Origin of the sequence: Pseudochrobactrum asaccharolyticum, assembly GCF_003314995.1 — a bacterium.
GTDB classification, from domain to species: Bacteria; Pseudomonadota; Alphaproteobacteria; order Rhizobiales; family Rhizobiaceae; genus Pseudochrobactrum; species Pseudochrobactrum asaccharolyticum.
The window spans coordinates 116,960-135,221 of record NZ_QNRH01000005.1 but is presented as its reverse complement, the minus strand read 5'-3'; the positions used below and the strand labels follow the sequence as shown (position 1 = coordinate 135,221).

Annotated in this window: 14 protein-coding genes; all 14 read left to right on the top strand. The window is 53.9% G+C overall.

What is annotated here, in order from left to right:
• Positions 1-46 precede the first annotated feature (46 nt).
• The 14 genes from DFR47_RS14380 to DFR47_RS14315 all read left to right on the top strand — a co-directional run bounded on the left by DFR47_RS14380 (position 47) and on the right by DFR47_RS14315 (position 18,243).
• Entirely contained in the window at positions 47-568 is a 522-nt protein-coding gene (locus DFR47_RS14380; RefSeq protein ID WP_113945215.1) for a formate dehydrogenase subunit gamma, read from the top strand.
• Entirely contained in the window at positions 565-2,133 is a 1,569-nt protein-coding gene (locus DFR47_RS14375; protein ID WP_113945109.1) for a formate dehydrogenase beta subunit, read from the top strand. The genes DFR47_RS14380 and DFR47_RS14375 overlap by 4 nt, the downstream gene beginning before the upstream one ends.
• Positions 2,134-2,145: 12 nt before the next feature.
• Positions 2,146-5,031 (top strand): formate dehydrogenase subunit alpha, encoded by a 2,886-nt coding sequence (gene fdhF / locus DFR47_RS14370; RefSeq protein ID WP_113945108.1) that lies wholly within the window; start codon positions 2,146-2,148, stop codon positions 5,029-5,031.
• A 3-nt stretch (positions 5,032-5,034) separates the two neighbouring features.
• Entirely contained in the window at positions 5,035-5,265 is a 231-nt protein-coding gene (locus DFR47_RS14365; protein WP_113945107.1) for a formate dehydrogenase subunit delta, read from the top strand.
• Between the two features lie 131 nt (positions 5,266-5,396).
• Positions 5,397-7,049, top strand: coding sequence for an OFA family MFS transporter (locus DFR47_RS14360; RefSeq protein ID WP_113945106.1), 1,653 nt, complete (start codon positions 5,397-5,399; stop codon positions 7,047-7,049).
• Between the two features lie 315 nt (positions 7,050-7,364).
• Positions 7,365-8,306 (top strand): prolyl aminopeptidase, encoded by a 942-nt coding sequence (gene pip / locus DFR47_RS14355; protein ID WP_113945105.1) that lies wholly within the window; start codon positions 7,365-7,367, stop codon positions 8,304-8,306.
• A gap of 38 nt (positions 8,307-8,344) precedes the next feature.
• Positions 8,345-10,165 carry a S9 family peptidase gene (locus DFR47_RS14350; RefSeq protein ID WP_113945104.1) on the top strand — a complete coding sequence of 607 codons (1,821 nt, stop codon included), beginning with the start codon at positions 8,345-8,347 and terminating at the stop codon, positions 10,163-10,165.
• A gap of 79 nt (positions 10,166-10,244) precedes the next feature.
• Positions 10,245-11,669 carry a M20 family metallopeptidase gene (locus tag DFR47_RS14345; RefSeq protein ID WP_113945103.1) on the top strand — a complete coding sequence of 475 codons (1,425 nt, stop codon included), beginning with the start codon at positions 10,245-10,247 and terminating at the stop codon, positions 11,667-11,669.
• An 85-nt stretch (positions 11,670-11,754) separates the two neighbouring features.
• Positions 11,755-13,374, top strand: coding sequence for an ABC transporter substrate-binding protein (locus DFR47_RS14340; RefSeq protein ID WP_113945102.1), 1,620 nt, complete (start codon positions 11,755-11,757; stop codon positions 13,372-13,374).
• A 168-nt stretch (positions 13,375-13,542) separates the two neighbouring features.
• Positions 13,543-14,622 (top strand): ABC transporter permease, encoded by a 1,080-nt coding sequence (locus DFR47_RS14335; protein ID WP_113945101.1) that lies wholly within the window; start codon positions 13,543-13,545, stop codon positions 14,620-14,622.
• A gap of 8 nt (positions 14,623-14,630) precedes the next feature.
• Positions 14,631-15,557: a nickel transporter permease gene (gene nikC, locus DFR47_RS14330; protein ID WP_113945100.1), complete on the top strand. Its 927-nt coding sequence runs from the start codon at positions 14,631-14,633 to the stop codon at positions 15,555-15,557.
• A gap of 18 nt (positions 15,558-15,575) precedes the next feature.
• A complete protein-coding gene (locus tag DFR47_RS14325; protein WP_113945099.1) occupies positions 15,576-16,439 on the top strand; it encodes an ABC transporter ATP-binding protein in 864 nt (287 codons plus the stop codon).
• Positions 16,440-16,450: 11 nt separating this feature from the next.
• Positions 16,451-17,245 carry an ABC transporter ATP-binding protein gene (locus DFR47_RS14320; protein WP_113945214.1) on the top strand — a complete coding sequence of 265 codons (795 nt, stop codon included), beginning with the start codon at positions 16,451-16,453 and terminating at the stop codon, positions 17,243-17,245.
• On the top strand, positions 17,242-18,243 hold the full coding sequence (locus tag DFR47_RS14315) for a serine hydrolase domain-containing protein (protein WP_113945098.1): 1,002 nt from the start codon (positions 17,242-17,244) through the stop codon (positions 18,241-18,243). The genes DFR47_RS14320 and DFR47_RS14315 overlap by 4 nt, the downstream gene beginning before the upstream one ends.
• Positions 18,244-18,262 lie beyond the last annotated feature (19 nt).

The window sequence follows — 18,262 nt, the reverse complement described above, 5'->3', positions numbered from 1 at the left end:
AAGGTGGGGAACAGAAAACATGACTATTGCGGGAGACTTTGACGGTATGTCAGGCTCGAATTCAGTTTATACGAGAAATACAGGCAGTCCTCAGAAGCGTTCAGTCAATAATGACATTGCTGCGCGGACGATAGAGATTATCAATGAGTATAAGGCTGTCGAAGGCCCGTTGCTTCCTGTTTTGCATGCCATACAGGAAGAGTTTGGTTATGTACCGGCGGAAACGCTGACACTGATTGCCGAGACGCTGAACCTTTCGCGCGCGGAAGTGCATGGCGTTATGACTTTTTATCACGATTTTCGCGCATCGCCTGCCGGTCGCCATGTGATCCGGTTGTGTCGCGCTGAGGCTTGCCAGTCTATGGACGGCGACCGCGTGGCAGAGGCGGTGCAAAAGCTGCTCGGTATCGGCTGGGGTGAAACAACCGGCGACGGTAAAATCACACTTGAGGCGGTTTATTGTCTTGGTCTGTGTGCCTGTGCGCCTGCGGCGCAAGTGGGTGACCGGCTGATCGGTCGTCTGAATGAAGGCAAGGCAGAACAAATGATCGCGGAGGCACGGGCATGAGTGTAACAATTTATGTGCCTTGTGATGCTGCCGCTCTGGCGCTTGGTGCCGATCAGGTTGCCAATGCGATTGCCGGTGAAGCCGTCAAGCGCGGTCTGGATATCAAGCTGGTGCGCAATGGCTCCCGCGGTATGGTCTGGCTGGAACCGCTGGTTGAAGTGGCAACCGACAAAGGCCGTATGGCCTATGGTCCTGTGGATGTGGCTGATGTGGCCTCGCTGTTTGACAGCGGCCTGCTTAAGGGCAAAGAACACCCGCTATCGCTGGGGCTGACAGAAGAAATCCCGTTTTTCAAAAAGCAAACCCGTCTGACTTTTGCCCGTTGCGGCGTGACCGATCCTTTGTCGCTGGATGATTACCGCGCTCATGATGGGCTGAAAGGCCTGCAAAATGCAGTTGCGATGCAGCCTGCGGATATCGTGGCTCAGGTCACGGATTCCGGCTTGCGTGGTCGTGGTGGTGCCGGTTTCCCGACCGGTATCAAATGGAAAACGGTTCACGATACCCAGAGCCCGCGTAAATATATTGTCTGTAATGCGGATGAGGGGGACAGCGGTACTTTTGCCGACCGTATGATTATGGAAGGTGACCCTTTCGTTCTCATCGAAGGGATGGCGATTGCCGGTATCGCAGTGGGTGCCACCAAAGGCTATCTCTATACGCGCTCGGAATATCCGCATGCGATTGCGATGATGGAACAGGCTGTCGAGATTGCCCGCAAAGCTGGCGTTCTCGGTGCCTCGGTGCTTGGCTCGCGTTTCGCCTTTGATATGGAAGTGCGCACCGGTGCCGGTGCCTATGTCTGCGGTGAAGAAACCGCGTTGCTGGAAAGCCTTGAAGGTAAGCGCGGACTGGTGCGTGCCAAGCCGCCATTGCCTGCCCATAAAGGCTTGTTCGGCAAACCGACCGTGATCAATAACGTGATTTCACTGGCCTCTGTTCCGGTGATTATGGACAAGGGCGCTGCCTATTACCGTGATTTTGGTATGGGACGTTCCCGTGGTACAATTCCGTTGCAGATTGCCGGTAATGTTAAATATGGCGGGTTGTTTGAAACCGCTTTCGGTCTGACGCTGGGCGAGATTGTCGATGATATCGGCGGCGGTACCGCAAGTGGTCGTCCGGTTAAGGCGGTTCAGGTTGGCGGGCCATTGGGTGCTTATTTCCCGCGCGCATTGTTCGATACGCCGTTTGATTATGAAGCCTTTGCGGCCAAAGACGGTCTGATCGGTCATGCTGGTCTGGTGGTTTTTGATGATCGGGCAGACATGCTGAAACAGGCGCGGTTCGCGATGGAATTCTGTGCCATTGAATCCTGCGGGAAATGCACTCCATGCCGTATCGGCTCGACACGCGGTGTCGAAGTGATCGACAGAATTGCAGCCGGTGTAGAAACCGATACGCAGATCGAGGTTCTGACAGATCTTTGCCAGACCATGAAGTTCGGTTCCCTTTGTGCGCTTGGCGGCTTTGCCCCTTATCCGGTGATGAGTGCCCTGACGCATTTTGAAGAGGATTTTCGTCCGCGCCCTGAAAGCCAGACTTTCGTGCAGGCAGCGGAATAGGAGTGACAGAAGATGAGCTTAATTAAAGAAATCGATTACGGCACACCTGCTTCACGCTCGGACAAAATGGTGACCCTGACCATCGACGGCAATCAGGTGACCGTGCCGGAAGGCACCTCGATCATGCGGGCTTCTATGGAAGCCGGTATTGCCATTCCGAAGCTTTGCGCCACCGATATGGTGGATGCATTCGGTTCCTGCCGTCTGTGTCTCGTAGAAATTGAAGGGCGTAACGGTACGCCGTCTTCCTGCACCACACCGGTGATGGAAGGTCAGGTGGTTCATACCCAAACCGGTCGCCTGAAGTCTTTGCGCAAAGGCGTGATGGAGCTTTATATCTCCGATCACCCGCTGGATTGTCTGACTTGTGCCGCCAATGGCGACTGCGAATTGCAGGACATGGCCGGAGCTGTAGGTCTGCGTGATGTGCGCTACGGTCAGGACGGTGCGAACCACGTGTTCAAACAAGGCCGCAACGACGGTGCGCTGAATGCAAAATGGATGCCGAAAGACGAGAGCAATCCGTATTTCACCTATGATCCTTCCAAATGTATTGTCTGCTCACGCTGCGTGCGTGCCTGTGAGGAAGTGCAGGGTACTTTTGCGCTGACTATTGAAGGGCGTGGTTTTAATTCCCGCGTCTCACCGGGTATGCATGAGAGCTTCTTAGGTTCGGAATGTGTGTCCTGTGGTGCCTGTGTGCAGGCTTGCCCGACAGCAACGCTGACAGAAAAATCGGTGATCGAAATCGGTCAGCCGGAACATTCCAAAGTCACGACCTGTGCTTATTGCGGTGTCGGTTGTTCTTTCAAAGCGGAAATGCGTGGCGAAGAACTGGTGCGTATGGTGCCGTATAAAGACGGTAAGGCCAATCGTGGTCATTCCTGCGTTAAAGGCCGCTTTGCTTATGGTTACGCCCATCACAAAGACCGTATTCTCAAGCCGATGATCCGCGAAAAGATCACCGATCCGTGGCGCGAAGTGTCATGGGAAGAAGCCTATGGTCGTGTGGCGAGCGAATTTAAACGCTTGCAGACCCAGTACGGGCGCAATTCCATCGGTGGTATTACCTCGTCACGCTGCACCAATGAAGAAACCTTCCTTGTGCAGAAACTGATCCGTGCCGGTTTCGGCAATAACAATGTCGATACCTGTGCGCGTGTTTGTCACTCGCCGACCGGCTATGGTCTGAACCAGACTTTCGGTACCTCTGCGGGGACGCAGGATTTTGACAGTGTTGAACATACCGATGTGGTGATGGTAATCGGTGCCAATCCGACCGACGGCCATCCGGTATTTGGTTCGCGCCTGCGTAAGCGTTTGCGCCAAGGTGCCAAGCTGATTGTGATTGATCCGCGCCGTATTGATCTGGTGCGCTCACCGCATATTGAGGCAGCACATCATCTGGCACTGCGTCCGGGCACAAACGTGGCAATCATGACCGCGCTGGCGCATGTGATTGTGACGGAAGGCCTGCAGGATGATGCTTTCATCCGCGAGCGTTGCGAGAATGAAGAGTTTCGTGATTGGGTGGAATTCGTCTCCCAGCCGCAATATAGCCCAGAGGCTGTGGAACTGCTGACCGGTGTTCCGGCGCAAGAAGTGCGCGGCGCAGCCCGTCTGTTTGCAACAGGCGGCAATGGTGCAATCTATTATGGCCTTGGTGTAACCGAGCATAGTCAGGGTTCCACCACCGTGATGGCGATTGCTAATCTTGCTATGGTCACCGGTAATATCGGCCGCAAGGGCGTGGGTGTGAACCCGCTGCGCGGTCAGAACAACGTGCAGGGCTCCTGTGATATGGGCTCATTCCCGCATGAACTGCCGGGCTATCGTCATATTTCCGATCCTGCAACCCGCGAGATTTATGAAAATATCTGGGGTGTGATCCTGCAGGATGAGCCGGGTCTGCGTATTCCGAATATGCTGGATGCGGCGGTGGAAGGCACCTTCAAGGGTATCTATATTCAGGGTGAGGATATTCTGCAGTCCGATCCGGATACCCGCCATGTGGCTGCCGGTCTGGAGGCTATGGAATGTGTGGTGGTGCAGGACCTGTTCCTCAATGAGACTGCCAATTTCGCCCATGTTTTCCTGCCGGGTTCGACCTTCCTTGAAAAGGACGGTACATTCACCAATGCGGAACGTCGTATCAACCGCGTGCGCAAGGTCATGACACCAACCAACGGCTATGCCGACTGGGAGGTGACGCAGAACCTTGCCCGTGCGATGGGGCTGAACTGGAACTATACGCATCCGTCGCAGATCATGGACGAAATTGCCATGACCACGCCGACATTTGCCAATGTGTCCTATGAATTGCTGGAACGTGAAGGTTCCGTGCAGTGGCCATGTAATGCCAAAGCACCGCTCGGCACGCCGGTGATGCATATTGATCATTTCGTGCGCGGCAAAGGTAAATTCATGCGCACCGAATATGTGGCGACCGACGAGCGCTCAGGCCCGCGTTTCCCGCTGCTGCTGACCACTGGACGTATTTTGTCGCAGTATAATGTGGGCGCACAGACCCGCCGTACCGAGAATGTGGCATGGCATGCGGAAGATCGTCTGGAAATCCATCCGCATGATGCGGAAGTGCGTGGTTTGCGTGATGGTGACTGGGTGAAAATCGCCAGCCGTGCCGGTGAAACAACCTTGCGGGCGCTGGTTACAGATCGTGTGACACCGGGTGTGGTCTACACGACCTTCCACCACCCGACCACACAGGCCAATGTGGTGACCACAGATTTCTCGGATTGGGCAACCAACTGTCCGGAATATAAGGTGACTGCGGTGCAGATCAGCGCATCCAACGGCCCGACACAATGGCAGCAGGAATATCGCGAACATTCCGAAGCCAGCCGTCATATTGAAACAGCTTTGGATACGGTGAGTTAAGCTATGAGTGAACATACTTATCGCAGCCGACTTCCGATGATGGCATCGCAGATTGCCACATTCTTTAGTTCGCAGACGCAGATTGATCAGGCGGCAGGTGTTGCCAAACATATCAATATGTTCTGGGAGCCGCGTATGCGGTCACAATTATTCGATTTGATTGATGCAGGCGGAGAGGGACTACATCCTCTGGTTATAAAAGCGGCACCGCTGATTAAACGCCCAAATGCGTAAGAAAGCGCAGCCGGATACAGTTTTGTGTCCGGCTGTTTGATTCAGGCAGACATACACTTCATTACGATAATTGAGGGATGCTCACGGGAGAGGGCAGGCTGCGGCGCGTCCGCAGAAGGGAGGACTATGTTATGAGTGCTACAGATCAGACACTGGGCGGTTTGAGCGGGCCGGGGATACTCGACCGCGAGCGGATTATCGCCAAACCCGGCTTTAACCGCTGGCTGGTGCCACCGGCGGCGCTGGCAATCCATTTATGTATCGGCATGGCTTATGGTTTCAGTGTGTTCTGGCTGCCGCTCAGCCGTGCGCTGACCGGTGATGCGGCAGGTGCCTGTACCGATATGAGCCTGCTGACCGCCTTGTTTACCACCAGTTGTAACTGGCGTGTGGCTGATCTCGGCTGGATTTATACGCTGTTCTTTGTGTTGCTTGGCTGTTCTGCCGCGATCTGGGGCGGTTGGCTGGAGCGCGTGGGGCCGCGTAAAGCCGGTTTCGTGTCAGCGCTTTGCTGGTGCGGCGGTATGGTGATTGCCGCGATCGGCGTGATGACCCACCAATTATGGCTGATGTGGGTTGGTGCCGGTTTCATTGGTGGTATCGGTCTTGGTCTTGGCTATATTTCACCGGTTTCAACATTGATCAAATGGTTCCCTGATCGTCGTGGTATGGCGACCGGAATGGCAATTATGGGTTTTGGTGGCGGTGCGATGATCGGTGCGCCGCTGGCTGATTTGTTGATGGAGCATTTTAAAACGCCGGAAACAGTCGGCGTCTGGCAGACTTTTCTGGTAATGGCTGCCGGTTATTTCGTCTTCATGATGGGCGGTGCCTTTGGCTACCGTATTCCGCCTGCCGGGTGGAAACCGGAAGGCTGGATAGCACCGCAGGCTAAAAAAGCGATGATTACCAGCCGTCATGTGCATTTGCGTGATGCGCATAAAACCCCGCAATTCTGGCTGATCTGGGCAGTGCTGTGTTTGAACGTCTCTGCCGGTATTGGTGTGATCGGTATGGCATCGCCAATGTTACAGGAGATTTTCGGCGGTCGTCTGATCGGTGAGGCAGGGCTGACCTTCACAGAACTGAGCACAGAACAGAAGGCAGCAATTGCCGCGATTGCGGCCGGTTTTACCGGACTGATCTCGCTGTTTAATATTGGCGGTCGTTTTTTCTGGGCTTCTCTGTCTGACCGCCTTGGCCGTAAGGCGACTTACTTCACCTTCTTCGCCCTTGGCATCGTTCTTTACACTCTGTTGCCAACTGCTGCGCATATGGGCTCGGTCACACTGTTTGTGGTGATGGTCTGTATTATCCTGTCAATGTATGGCGGTGGCTTTGCGACTGTTCCTGCCTATCTGGCGGATATTTTCGGCACGCAATTTGTGGGGGCTATTCACGGACGTTTGCTGACGGCTTGGGCAACGGCGGGGATCGTCGGGCCGGTCGTGGTGAATTATATCCGCGAGTTCCAGATTGCTGCCGGTGTGCCACGCGCGCAGGTCTATGATTATACAATGTATATTCTGGCCGGTATGCTGGCACTGGGTCTGATTGCGAATTTCTTCATCAAACCGCTGGGCGATAAGTGGTTTATGTCGGATGCGGAAGTTGCCAAACTTCAGGCCGCAGTTAAAGCTGAAGCAACAGGACCGAGTGGCTCCTTCGGTATCGGCACAGGCGGGCTGGATGCCAAAGCTGCTCTTGCATGGGCTGCTGTGGGTATCCCGATTATCTGGGGTGTGTGGACAACCTTTGAAAAATCTCTGATCCTGTTTCGTTAAAGAAGAAGGTTCAGTCTGATTGGAAACTCCGGCATCGCTGCCGGAGTTTTTTATTTCCCCATAAAAATCAAAGGCTTTTCCAAGATGGAACGCTGTTAAAAACGACGATTTCCGGCAATTTGATGCGATGAATGATAAAACTATTCCATTTTGGTATGGGTAGTCAGAAATTGCATTGGCCTTGAAAGCTGTTCGCCGCCTATAAATTTCACGTCTGAAATTAAAAAATAAATGCCACAAAGAGGCAAAATAATTCAGACGTATGAGTGGGCAATGGAGTGCTGTTTGTAACAAGCAGCAGCAGGAGGACAGGCCGTGGCAGAACTGCGTCAGGCACGAGACAGCTTTCGTCTGAAAGTCAGCGATATTCATGAAATTGCGGTTTATGATTACGGCAATCCGGATGGTATTCCGGCTGTGTTTCTGCATGGCGGACCAGGCGCCGGTGTATCGGCCAAGCAGGTTGCCAGCTTCGATCTTGATACCTATCGTGTCATTACTTTCGATCAGCGCGGTGCCGGACAATCAACACCAATTGCAGAATTGCGCGAGAATACCACGCAGCATCTGATTTCAGATATTGAACGCATCCGTGAGCATTTCGGCATTGAGCGTTGGCTGGTGACCGGCGGTTCGTGGGGCTCTTGCCTGTCTCTGGCCTATGGTCAGGCACATCCGGAACGCTGCCTCGGTTTTCGCATTCACGGGATTTTCCTTGGTGACCGCGAAGACAGTGACTGGTGGTTCCACGGTTCCAGAACGATTTTTCCTGATTACTGGCAGGAATTTGCAGAATTTGTGCCGGAGGATGAACGCGGCGATCTGCTGAAAGCCTATTATAAACGACTGACTTGCGGTGATCCGGCGGTGGAACATGCAGCGGCGCAGAGCCTGCGCGGTTTTTCTGCTCGTACTCAGACTTTGGAGCCGAGCGCAGAGCATGTCTCGACCTTGTTGCAGAGTGATGCGGCTTTGGCTGTTTCGCGCATTTTCACGCATTATTGCATGAATGGTGCCTTCATGCCTGCCAATGCATTGCTGGATAATCTCGACCGTATCCGCCATCTGCCGGCAGAAATTGTACAGGGGCGTTATGATACCGTGACCCCGATGGTGACAGCATGGAAGCTGAAAACCGCATGGCCGGAAGCCAGTTTCACCATTGTTACTTTGTCTAATCATCAGTCGACAACCGGTCCGATGGCCATAGCTCTTGCAGACGCCTCTGCGCGTCTGGCAAAAGCAGTCAGCGTTTGAAAAGCGCATCATTGTAATTGAAAATAACGGGCAGCTTCATGTTTGATACACTGAAATCCGATCCTACCGCAGTTCAGATGTCCTCCTATACGGATATCCGCAAAGCCGTAAAACCGGCCATCTCACCGGATGGCGAATTGCTGGCATTTTTGAGCGATGCAAGCGGCACCGCACAGGTCTGGATCAAGCCTTTGGCCGGTGGCGAAGCGAAGCAGCTGACCAATCTGCGGGAACCTGTCGGCACACTGTCTTTCAACCCGAAAAGCCGTGACCTGCTGATCAGCACCGATTGGGGTGGTGATGAGCGTCACCAGTTCTGGCTGATTGAAAATGCGGAAGGTGAGCCGCGTAAGCTGACTACGGATGTAACCGTGGTGCATGGCTGGGGCTGCTGGTCACCGGACGGCACGCAGATTGCCTATTCCGCCAATTATCGTGACCGCACCCATATGGATCTCTATGTGATGACAGTTGCGACAGGTGAAGCCAAATGTGTTTATCAGGGCACTGGCTGGCGCACTCCGGCAGCTTTCACACCGGATGGTGCGGCGCTGCTGGTCAATGACTGTACCCGCGCCATGACGGATCAGAATTTCTGCCGTCTTGATCTGGCAAGCGGCGCTTATGAAGATATGCTGCCGCATCAGGGACGCGCTTCCTATCAGGCTGCGAAATTCCTCAAAGACGGTTCTGGTATTCTGCTGATTTCCGATCAGGGGCGTGACTATTCCGGCGTGATGTTCAAAGCCCATGACAGCAATGAACTTGTTGAAATTGCCGGTTTTGAAAAACAGGACGTGGAAGCACTGGCCATTGCACCGGATCAGCAGAGCGTGGCGCTGGTGCTCAACCGTCAGGGCTGGAGCGAGATCGTTATCATTGATCGTCAGGGCAAAGTGCAGAAATCTCTGCCAACCCCGATGCCTAGTGTAATTGCATCTGTGGCATGGACGCAGGATGGTTCCGCACTGGTGATGCCTGCCGAAGGTGCAGCAACCTCCGGTGACATCTGGCGCTGTGAGGTGGCTACAGGCACCTATAGCCGTCTGACCGATGCACCGAAGGCCAAAACCACTCTGCCGGACTTTATTGAGCCGACTGTGACCAGTGTTGCGAGCTTTGACGGGCTGGATGTTCCTTACTTCGTCTATCAGCCGACAGTTGCTGCGCCTGCAAGCGGCTATCCGGTGATGATCATTGTTCATGGCGGCCCTGAAGCTCAGTGGAAGCCTGATTTCCGCGCCGATATTCAATATATGCTGGCACGCGGCATCATGGTGGTTGCACCGAATATTCGCGGCAGCACCGGCTATGGCCGTCCTTATCAGCATCTGGACGACCGCGAATTGCGTATGGACAGCGTGGCTGATCTCAAAGCCGTGCGTCTGGCTGTGGGCAAACGTGCGGATGTTGATGACAGCCGTATCGGCGTGTTTGGCCGCTCCTATGGCGGTTTCATGGTGCTGGCTGCTCTCACCGAATATCCTGATTTGTGGAAACTCGGTGTAGAATATTACGGCATCGCCAATTTCCTGACGCTGATGGAAACCACCGGCCCGTGGCGCAAAGTCCTGCGTGAGGTGGAATACGGCGATGTTGCCACGATGAAAGATGCGCTAGAGCGCTTCTCGCCAATTCACAAAATGGCCGAAGTACAGGCACCGCTGATGGTGGTGCACGGGCTCGAAGATCCGCGCGTAACGCCTTGCGAGAGCGAGATGGTTTATTCCTGCCTGCGCGGCTTGGGCAAGCCGGTGGAAATTCTGCGTATTGCGCATGAAGGCCATGGTTTTGCACGCATTGAAAACCGCCACACAGTGTTTGATGCGCTGGGACGTTTCATCGACGAAAACCTGTAAAGACAACACGGTTTCAGGCGCGGGTGGAGGCTCGCTCCTGAAACCGTATTCAAATGACATGATAATCGGGAGGAACACCATGAAAAATGGTGAGGTGATCTGGGATCTGGTTGATGCGAAAAAACGTGAGTTTGAAGAACTCAGTGACCGCGTTTGGGGTATGCCGGAAATTGCCTATACGGAATATAAATCCTGCGCCGAGCATACACAGATGCTCCGTGATCAGGGTTTTAAAATTACGGAAAATGTAGCCGGTATTCCGACTGCCGTGATCGGTGAAGCCGGTGAAGGCGGACCTGTTATCGCGATCCTCGGTGAATATGATGCATTGCCGGGTCTAAGCCAGGAAGCCGGTATTGCTGAGCCGCGTCCGATTCCGGGCACAGGACACGGTCATGGCTGCGGCCATAATATGCTGGGTTCTGCAGCACTTCTCGCAGCAACGGCTGTGAAAGACTGGCTGGAGCAGAACGGTAAAAAAGGCCGTGTGCGTTATTACGGTTGCCCTGCGGAAGAGGGCGGTGCTGCCAAGGCTTTCATGGTGCGCGCCGGTGCTTTTGACGATGTGGATATTGCGATTTCGTGGCATCCGGCTTCGTTCACGCAAGTAGATGATGCCCAGTCGCTGGCCAATACCCGTATGGATTTTGAATTTACCGGCCGTGCATCACATGCTGCCGCCGCACCTCATCTCGGCCGTTCTGCACTCGATGCGGTTGAGCTGATGAGCGTTGGCTGTAATTACCTGCGCGAGCATATTCCGGCAGATTGCCGTCTGCATTACGCCTATCTCAATGCCGGTGGTATTGCGCCGAATGTGGTGCAGGCAAAAGCCAAAGTGCGTTATGCAATCCGCGCAACCGATCTGCCGGGCATGTTCTCGCTCAATGAGCGTGTGAAAAAAGTGGCGCAGGGCGCTGCAATGATGACCGAAACCACTGTCGATATTTCCATCATGAGTGCGGTGTCTAACCTGCTCGGCAATACGCCGCTGGAAATCGCGATGCACTCCAATATGGAGCGTCTCGGTGGTGTGCCGTTTGATGATGCTGACCGTGCTTTTGCTGCGAAAATTCAAACAACATTGTCTGCAGAAGATATTGAAACCGATTACCTGCGTGTTGGTCAGCCTTTCGCTGAAAATGCACCGCTTTGCGATTATGTACTGCCACGCGAACAGACAGGCGTGCCGATGATTGGTTCTACCGATCTGGGCGATGTCAGCTGGGCGGTGCCGACTGTGCAGGCACGTGTTGCCACTCATGCGATCGGCTCACCTGGTCACTCATGGCAGATCACTGCGCAGGGCAAAATGCCTGCCGCGCATAAAGGCATGGTCTATGCGGCTAAAGTTATGGCCGGAACCGCGCTGGATGTGATGCAGGATGAGAGCATTCGCAATGCTGCCAAGGCTGATCATCAGGCACGTATGGCGAAAACGCCTTATACCTGCCCGATCCCGCCGGAGGTTAACCCGCCACTGCAGCCGCGTCCTGCTGAGTAAAATGGCTGAGTAAAATCAATCGGCATGGCGGTGATCTGCCGCCATGTCCTTTATCAACGCAAATAATGATAAACAGGGGATAAAGATGAAGACCAATAAATTTTTGAGCCGCAGCTCTGCATTAGCATTGCTTGCCGGTACTGCCGCTATCGCTGGTGCAACATTTGCATCGGAAGCTGCCTCACCGCCAAACGCGCTGGTGATGGCATGGAATATTGATGCGATCAGCACTTTCGATCCGGCACAGATCGGCGAAGTGGTGAGCAATGAAATTATCCAGAACACCTGCGACCCGCTGGTTGATTTTGACCCGAAAGACGAAACCAAAATTCTGCCGCGCATGGCCAAAAGCTGGGACGTGTCGGAAGACGGTTTGCAGATTACTTTTCATCTGCGCGATGACCTGAAATTTGATAATGGTGAAAAAGCCACGGCCGGTGATTTGGCATGGTCGTTGCAGCGCGTTGTAAAACTGGGCTTCGGTAATGCTGCGACACTGACCGAATATGGTTTTGTCAAAGAGAATGTTGATGCCGCGATTACAGCGCCGGATGATCATACTGTCGTCTTTAAGCTCGATAAGCCGTATCCAGTTAATCTCATCTTGTCGGCAATTGCCGCCAACCGTGTTGCCACAATGCTTAATCAAAAAGTGCTGATGGCCAATCAGGTTGAAGGTGATATGGGCAATAAATATCTTGCCACCCGTACCGACTGTGTGGGCCCTTACAAGCTGATGCGCTGGAACCCTGCGGAAGTTGTGCTGTTGCAGGCCAGTGATAATTATTGGGGTGAAGCACCAAAACTGAAACAGGTTCTGATCCGCCATGTGTCGGAAGCCGGTACCCAGCGTTTGCTGCTGGAAAAAGGCGATATTGATATCGCCCGTGATCTGACACCGGAAGACCTGAAAGATCTGGAAGCACAGGACAAAGTTACAGTCTCCCGCGCTCTGAAGCCGACCTTGTTCTACTGGAACTTTAACAATGCTGACCCGATTTTCAACAATGAAAAAGTGCGTCTCGCTATGCGCTATCTCATTGATTATGATGGTCTGGCCAAGACTGTGATGCACAATGTCGGCGTGCCACGCGCAAGCTTTGTACAGCTTGGAGCTTTCGGTGCGCTGGATGAAAAAGAAGGCCAGCCGTTCACTCTGGATGTTGATAAAGCCAAGGCGCTTCTCGCCGAAGCCGGTCATCCGGATGGTTTTGAAACCACCATGTTTATCGGTACAGCACCTTATGCAGCCCCGATTGCCCAGAGTATTCAGGATGCAGCGGCCAAAGCCGGTGTGAAAATCAAGATTGAACGTATGGCCAATGCCCAGCTGTTCAGCCGTATCCGTGGTCGTGAATTCCAGACCTCGCTGATGGGCTGGGCGACTGCTGTGCCGGATGCGCACGGCAATGCTTCACGCCAGATTTTCAATCCGGATAACCGCATGGAGGCCAAGCAGACCATGTATCCGAGCTGGCGCGCGAGCTATTTTGATGAAGCTGTGAACAAGGAGGTTGATGCTGCCTTGTTTGAAAAAGATGAAGCCAAACGTGCCGAGCTTTATCATGCGCTTCAGAAAGAGATGATGGAAAAAGGCCCGCAGGCTTATATGTTCCAGATCTATAATGTTGCCGGTATTAACAAGGGTATCAGCAATTGGGAGTGGAACGGTTTCCGCACCTATTACGATACAGCCTCTAAATAACTGATGCTCATGCCCCTGCCGCAAACATTGCTGCGGCAGGGGCACTCCGGAATTTATGTTCCGGTTTTCAGTCAGAGTTTGCGGCATATCCCCGTTTTGTGAACAGTTTTTTGCTGGCAGCAGAGTGCTGCAAACTCTCCTTTTCCCGATATTGACGGAAACATTGCCATGACGACGCCCGAAACTTTGGAAGATGCGGAGTTTGAAAATGAGGTCTATCATGATCCTCATCCCGTGCTTCTCTTTCTCGCCGCCGCCGCACGCCTGATCATTTCTGTGGCGATTACGCTGCTTGGTCTGGTCACGCTGACTTTTTTCATCAGCCGTCTTTTGCCGCTTGATCCGGTGATCGCGATGCTGGGAGATAATATCTCTCAGGAAGCCTATGATACTATGTATCGCAAACTTGGCCTCGATCAGCCGCTGATCGTGCAATACGGGCTTTATATTAAAAATGCCGTGATGTTTGATTTCGGCAATGCGCTGACCTCCGGCAGACCGGTGCTGGAAGATATCGCCCGCGTATTCCCTGCCACCATTGAGCTGGCAACCGTTGCGATTATCATTGGTACCGGTTTTGGTATTCCGCTCGGCGTGTTCTCGGCGATGTACCGTAATTCGCCGCTGGATCATCTGGTGCGTATGCTCAGTCTGCTCGGTTATTCCACACCGAACTTCTGGCTCGGCTTAATGGCTCTGCTGGTGTTTTATGCTGGTCTCGGTTGGATCGGTGGCCCGGGTCGTATTGATTTCATCTATGAATTCTCTGTTGAACCGACAACCGGCTTCCTGTTGCTTGATAGCGCGATGCAGGGGCAGTGGGATGCATTCGGTAATGCCTTCAGCCATATCATCATGCCTGCGCTCATTTTGGCTTTCGGCTCCATGGCCTATATCAGCCGTATGACCCGCGGTTTCATGATCGAGCAGCTCAATCAGGAATATATCATCACTGCCCGCGTGAAAGGCCTGTCATGGTCGCGCACTGTTTGGGGACATGCATTCCGCAATGTCGCTGTACAGGTGGTGACGGTTGTGGCGCTGTCCTATGCGTTCCTGCTCGAAGGTGCCGTGCTGACAGAAACCGTGTTCGCATGGCCGGGTTTTGGCCGCTATCTCACCAATGCTCTGATGGCCGGTGATATGAATGCTGTGGTCGGCTGCACGCTGATCGTGGGTATTCTCTTCGTTGTCATCAACCTGATCAGTGATCTGCTTTACCGCGTCTTTGATCCGCGTACACGATAGGTGCTCTTATGACTGATACTTCCAATTCCGCACCTAACGCTTCGTCATTCCGTGAATGGCTGCGTGCGCCGGTGCCTTCCTCCGCCCTTCAGGCCAATGTGCAGCAATTGCGCCGCTCTTGGCTGAAGCTTCTGACCAATACATCCGCAGTTTTCGGCCTGTTCGTTATTCTGCTGCTGGTGGCTGTGGCGATCTTTGCGCCTTATATCGCGCCTTATGATATCGGTGCGAATAATCTGGCCAATCGTCTGCAACCGCCGTCATGGGCGCATTATTTCGGCACTGATGAGCTGGGCCGTGATATTTTCAGCCGTCTGGTCTATGGTTCGCGCATCACGCTTTATATCGTGACGCTGACGGCAATCATTGCCGCGCCAATCGGCCTGATTGTCGGCACGACTGCCGGTTATATGGGCGGCTGGGTTGATACAGCGCTGATGCGTATTGTTGATATTTTCCTCGCATTTCCAAGCCTTGTTCTGGCGCTGTCATTTGCTGCGGCGCTTGGGCCCGGCATTGAGAATGCCGTGATCGCGATCTCGCTGGCTGCATGGCCGCCGATTGCCCGTTTGGCACGTGCGGAAACACTGACCATCCGCTCGTCCGACTATGTGGCAGCCATCCGCTTGCAGGGTGCCTCCACGATGCGCGTGATCTGGCACCACGTTGTGCCGATGTGTATCCCGTCGGTGGTGATCCGTATCACGCTCAATATGTCGTCGATTATTCTCACAGCTGCCGGTCTTGGCTTCCTGGGTCTTGGTGCGCAGCCGCCAAGCCCTGAATGGGGTGCGATGCTCTCCAGCGGCCGTGAATTCATGATGACCTCGTGGTGGCTCGCAGCCATGCCCGGTTGTGCCATTCTGCTCGCCAGCCTTGCCTTCAACCTGTTTGGTGATGGTCTGCGCGACGTACTTGACCCACGTAACGGATAAGAGGAACGGATAAATCAAATGACCAAACCTCTGCTAGAAGTTGAAGATCTGTGGGTGTCCTTTCCGGGTGTTGACCGCTCAATCGATGTGGTGCGTGGCATCAGCTTTTCCATCGGGCGCGAGAAAGTCGGTATTGTAGGTGAGAGCGGTTCCGGTAAATCCATGACCGGCCGTTCAATCCTCAAACTGACCCCGAAAGCGGCGCAGATCAAAGCCAAGAAGCTGCAATTCGGTGATGTGGATTTGCTGGGTGCCAGTGAGCGTCAGATGCGCTCGGTGCGTGGCAATAAAATCTCGATGATTTTGCAAGATCCGAAATATTCGCTCAATCCGCTGATCCGTATCGGCGACCAGATTATGGAAGCCTACCGGCTGCATCATCGGGTGAATAAGCAGGAAGCCCGTCAGCGCACACTGACCATGTTGGAAGCCGTGCATATCCGTGACGCGGAGCGGGTGATGAACCTGTTCCCGCATGAGATTTCCGGCGGTATGGGACAGCGTGTGATGATCGCGATGATGCTGATCCCTGAGCCGGATATGATCATCGCCGATGAGCCAACCTCTGCGCTGGACGTCACGGTGCGCCGTCAGGTGCTGACCGTTCTGGACGAGCTGGTGAGCCGTTCCGGTACCGGACTGATGTTCATTAGCCACGACCTCAATCTGGTGGCGGATTTCTGCGATCGCGTGCTGGTGATGTATGCCGGTCGCATCATGGAAGACCTGCCTGCCAAAGAACTGCATAAAGCGCAGCATCCCTATACGCAGGCTCTGCTTGCCAGCCTGCCGCGTCTCGACCAGCCGGTGGATATGCTGAAAGTGCCGGAGCGTGATCCGAGCTGGCTGTCAGGCGCGACCCTCAGCGGAGGACAGAAATAATGGCGGATATCATGAGTGAAAAAACGACGCCGCTGGTGGATGTCTCCGACCTGTCTGTCAGCTTCGGTAAGGGGCGCAAGCGCTCGACAGTGGTCAAGAAAGCCCGCTTTCATATTGCCCGTGGTGAGGCCTATGGTCTGATTGGGGAATCCGGTTGCGGTAAGTCCACAATCCTGCGCGCATTGGCCGGCCTGATCCCGCATTATACCGGCAATTTCAATTTTGACGGTACATTGCTGTCCGGCGAGCGGGACAAATCGTTCTTCCGCCGCGTGCAGATGGTGTTTCAGGATCCTTATGCTTCGCTGCATCCGCGCAAGATGGTGCATAAAGTGCTGGCGGAATCCCTGACCATTCACGGTATGGATCGCAAAGAAGAGCGTATCCGCGATGTGCTGACGGCTGTCGGTCTGGGACCAAGCTTCATGTATCGCTATCCGCATGAATTATCAGGCGGTCAGCGTCAGCGTGTGGCGATTGCCCGTGCGCTTATTATCGAGCCGGAAGTGCTGTTGCTGGATGAGCCGACCTCGGCACTGGACGTTTCTGTTCAGGCGGAAATTCTCAATCTGCTTAAAACCCTGCGCCGTGAGCGTGGTCTGACCTATCTGATGGTCAGTCACGATCTGGCAGTGGTTGCGCATATTTGTGAGCGGGTCGGTGTGATGCATAAAGGCATTATTCTGGAAGAACTGACGGCAGATGATCTGCGCCAGTCCCGTGCCAGTGCGCCTTATACGCAGGAATTTTTGCAGGCCAGTGTTGAGGCCGTTGCGCATAATGAAGTCAAAGGAGCTCAGCTATGAGTCATCAGCATGCAGTCAATCCGGCGGCAGAATGGGAGCGGGTGCAAAATCCTGCTCAGTCCGGTTGGTCTGAAGCAGGGCTGCAGGCGGTCGAAGCCTGTGCTGAGGGACAGGAAACGGATGCTCTGATGATCGTGCAGAGCGGTAAGATCATCTACACCTATGGTGACATTACCCATAAATATCTCTGCCATTCGATCCGCAAAAGCATTCTCGCTGCTTTGATGGGGCAGGATGTGGCGGATGGTACGATTGATCTGAGCCTGACGCTTGAACAACTCGGCATCGACGATAATGACGGTTTGAGCGAAGTTGAAAAGCAGGCAACTGTTTATGATCTGCTGACGGCACGCTCCGGTATTTATCATGCGGCGGGGTATGAAACGCCGTGGATGCGGATGATCAAGGAGAAGCGTCATTCCCATGCACCGGGCACCTTCTGGTGCTATAATAACTGGGATTTTAATGCGCTGGGTACAATTTTTGAACAGCTGACCGGTAAGACTGTGCATCAGGCTTTTGATGAGCGCATTGCCAAGTCGCTGCAGTTCGAAGATTTTTCGCTCACCGGTGATAAGCCGGATGGCTGGCATGACCGCTTCACCGAGAGCCGTCACGCAGCCTATCCGTTCCGCCTGTCGACACGCGATCTGGCACGTTTTAGCCAGTTATACTTACGTCATGGCCGCTGGAACGGTGAAGATGTGCTGCCGAAAGGCTGGGCGCAGGAATGCGTGATGCCTTATTCTGATGCCGGAGCACGCGGTGCCTATGGCTATATGTGGTGGCTGGAGCGGGACGGTGTGTTCTTCCCGGGTGTGGTAACACCAAAGGGCACTTATGCAGGCTTTGGTGCAGGTGGACATTTCTGTATTACCATTCCGGCACTGGATATGGTGATTGTGCATCGGGTGGATACCGATATTGCCGGTCGCCAGCTCAACCGACACAAATTCGGGCGCTTGCTGAAACTGATCTTCAACGCATTTCAGGGGTGAGGGAAATGCGGGAGGAGGA

What these genes read in the sequence shown, in the direction of transcription:
- DFR47_RS14340 (WP_113945102.1), top strand. Translation starts at nt 11,755, where the DNA reads ATGAAGACCAATAAATTTTTGAGCCGCAGCTCTGCATTAGCATTGCTT.
- DFR47_RS14320 (WP_113945214.1), top strand. Translation starts at nt 16,451, where the DNA reads ATGAGTGAAAAAACGACGCCGCTGGTGGATGTCTCCGACCTGTCTGTC.
- DFR47_RS14335 (WP_113945101.1), top strand. Translation starts at nt 13,543, where the DNA reads ATGACGACGCCCGAAACTTTGGAAGATGCGGAGTTTGAAAATGAGGTC.
- DFR47_RS14315 (WP_113945098.1), top strand. Translation starts at nt 17,242, where the DNA reads ATGAGTCATCAGCATGCAGTCAATCCGGCGGCAGAATGGGAGCGGGTG.
- DFR47_RS14345 (WP_113945103.1), top strand. Translation starts at nt 10,245, where the DNA reads ATGAAAAATGGTGAGGTGATCTGGGATCTGGTTGATGCGAAAAAACGT.
- fdhF (WP_113945108.1), top strand. Translation starts at nt 2,146, where the DNA reads ATGAGCTTAATTAAAGAAATCGATTACGGCACACCTGCTTCACGCTCG.
- DFR47_RS14365 (WP_113945107.1), top strand. Translation starts at nt 5,035, where the DNA reads ATGAGTGAACATACTTATCGCAGCCGACTTCCGATGATGGCATCGCAG.
- DFR47_RS14360 (WP_113945106.1), top strand. Translation starts at nt 5,397, where the DNA reads ATGAGTGCTACAGATCAGACACTGGGCGGTTTGAGCGGGCCGGGGATA.
- DFR47_RS14375 (WP_113945109.1), top strand. Translation starts at nt 565, where the DNA reads ATGAGTGTAACAATTTATGTGCCTTGTGATGCTGCCGCTCTGGCGCTT.
- DFR47_RS14350 (WP_113945104.1), top strand. Translation starts at nt 8,345, where the DNA reads ATGTTTGATACACTGAAATCCGATCCTACCGCAGTTCAGATGTCCTCC.
- DFR47_RS14380 (WP_113945215.1), top strand. Translation starts at nt 47, where the DNA reads ATGTCAGGCTCGAATTCAGTTTATACGAGAAATACAGGCAGTCCTCAG.
- nikC (WP_113945100.1), top strand. Translation starts at nt 14,631, where the DNA reads ATGACTGATACTTCCAATTCCGCACCTAACGCTTCGTCATTCCGTGAA.
- DFR47_RS14325 (WP_113945099.1), top strand. Translation starts at nt 15,576, where the DNA reads ATGACCAAACCTCTGCTAGAAGTTGAAGATCTGTGGGTGTCCTTTCCG.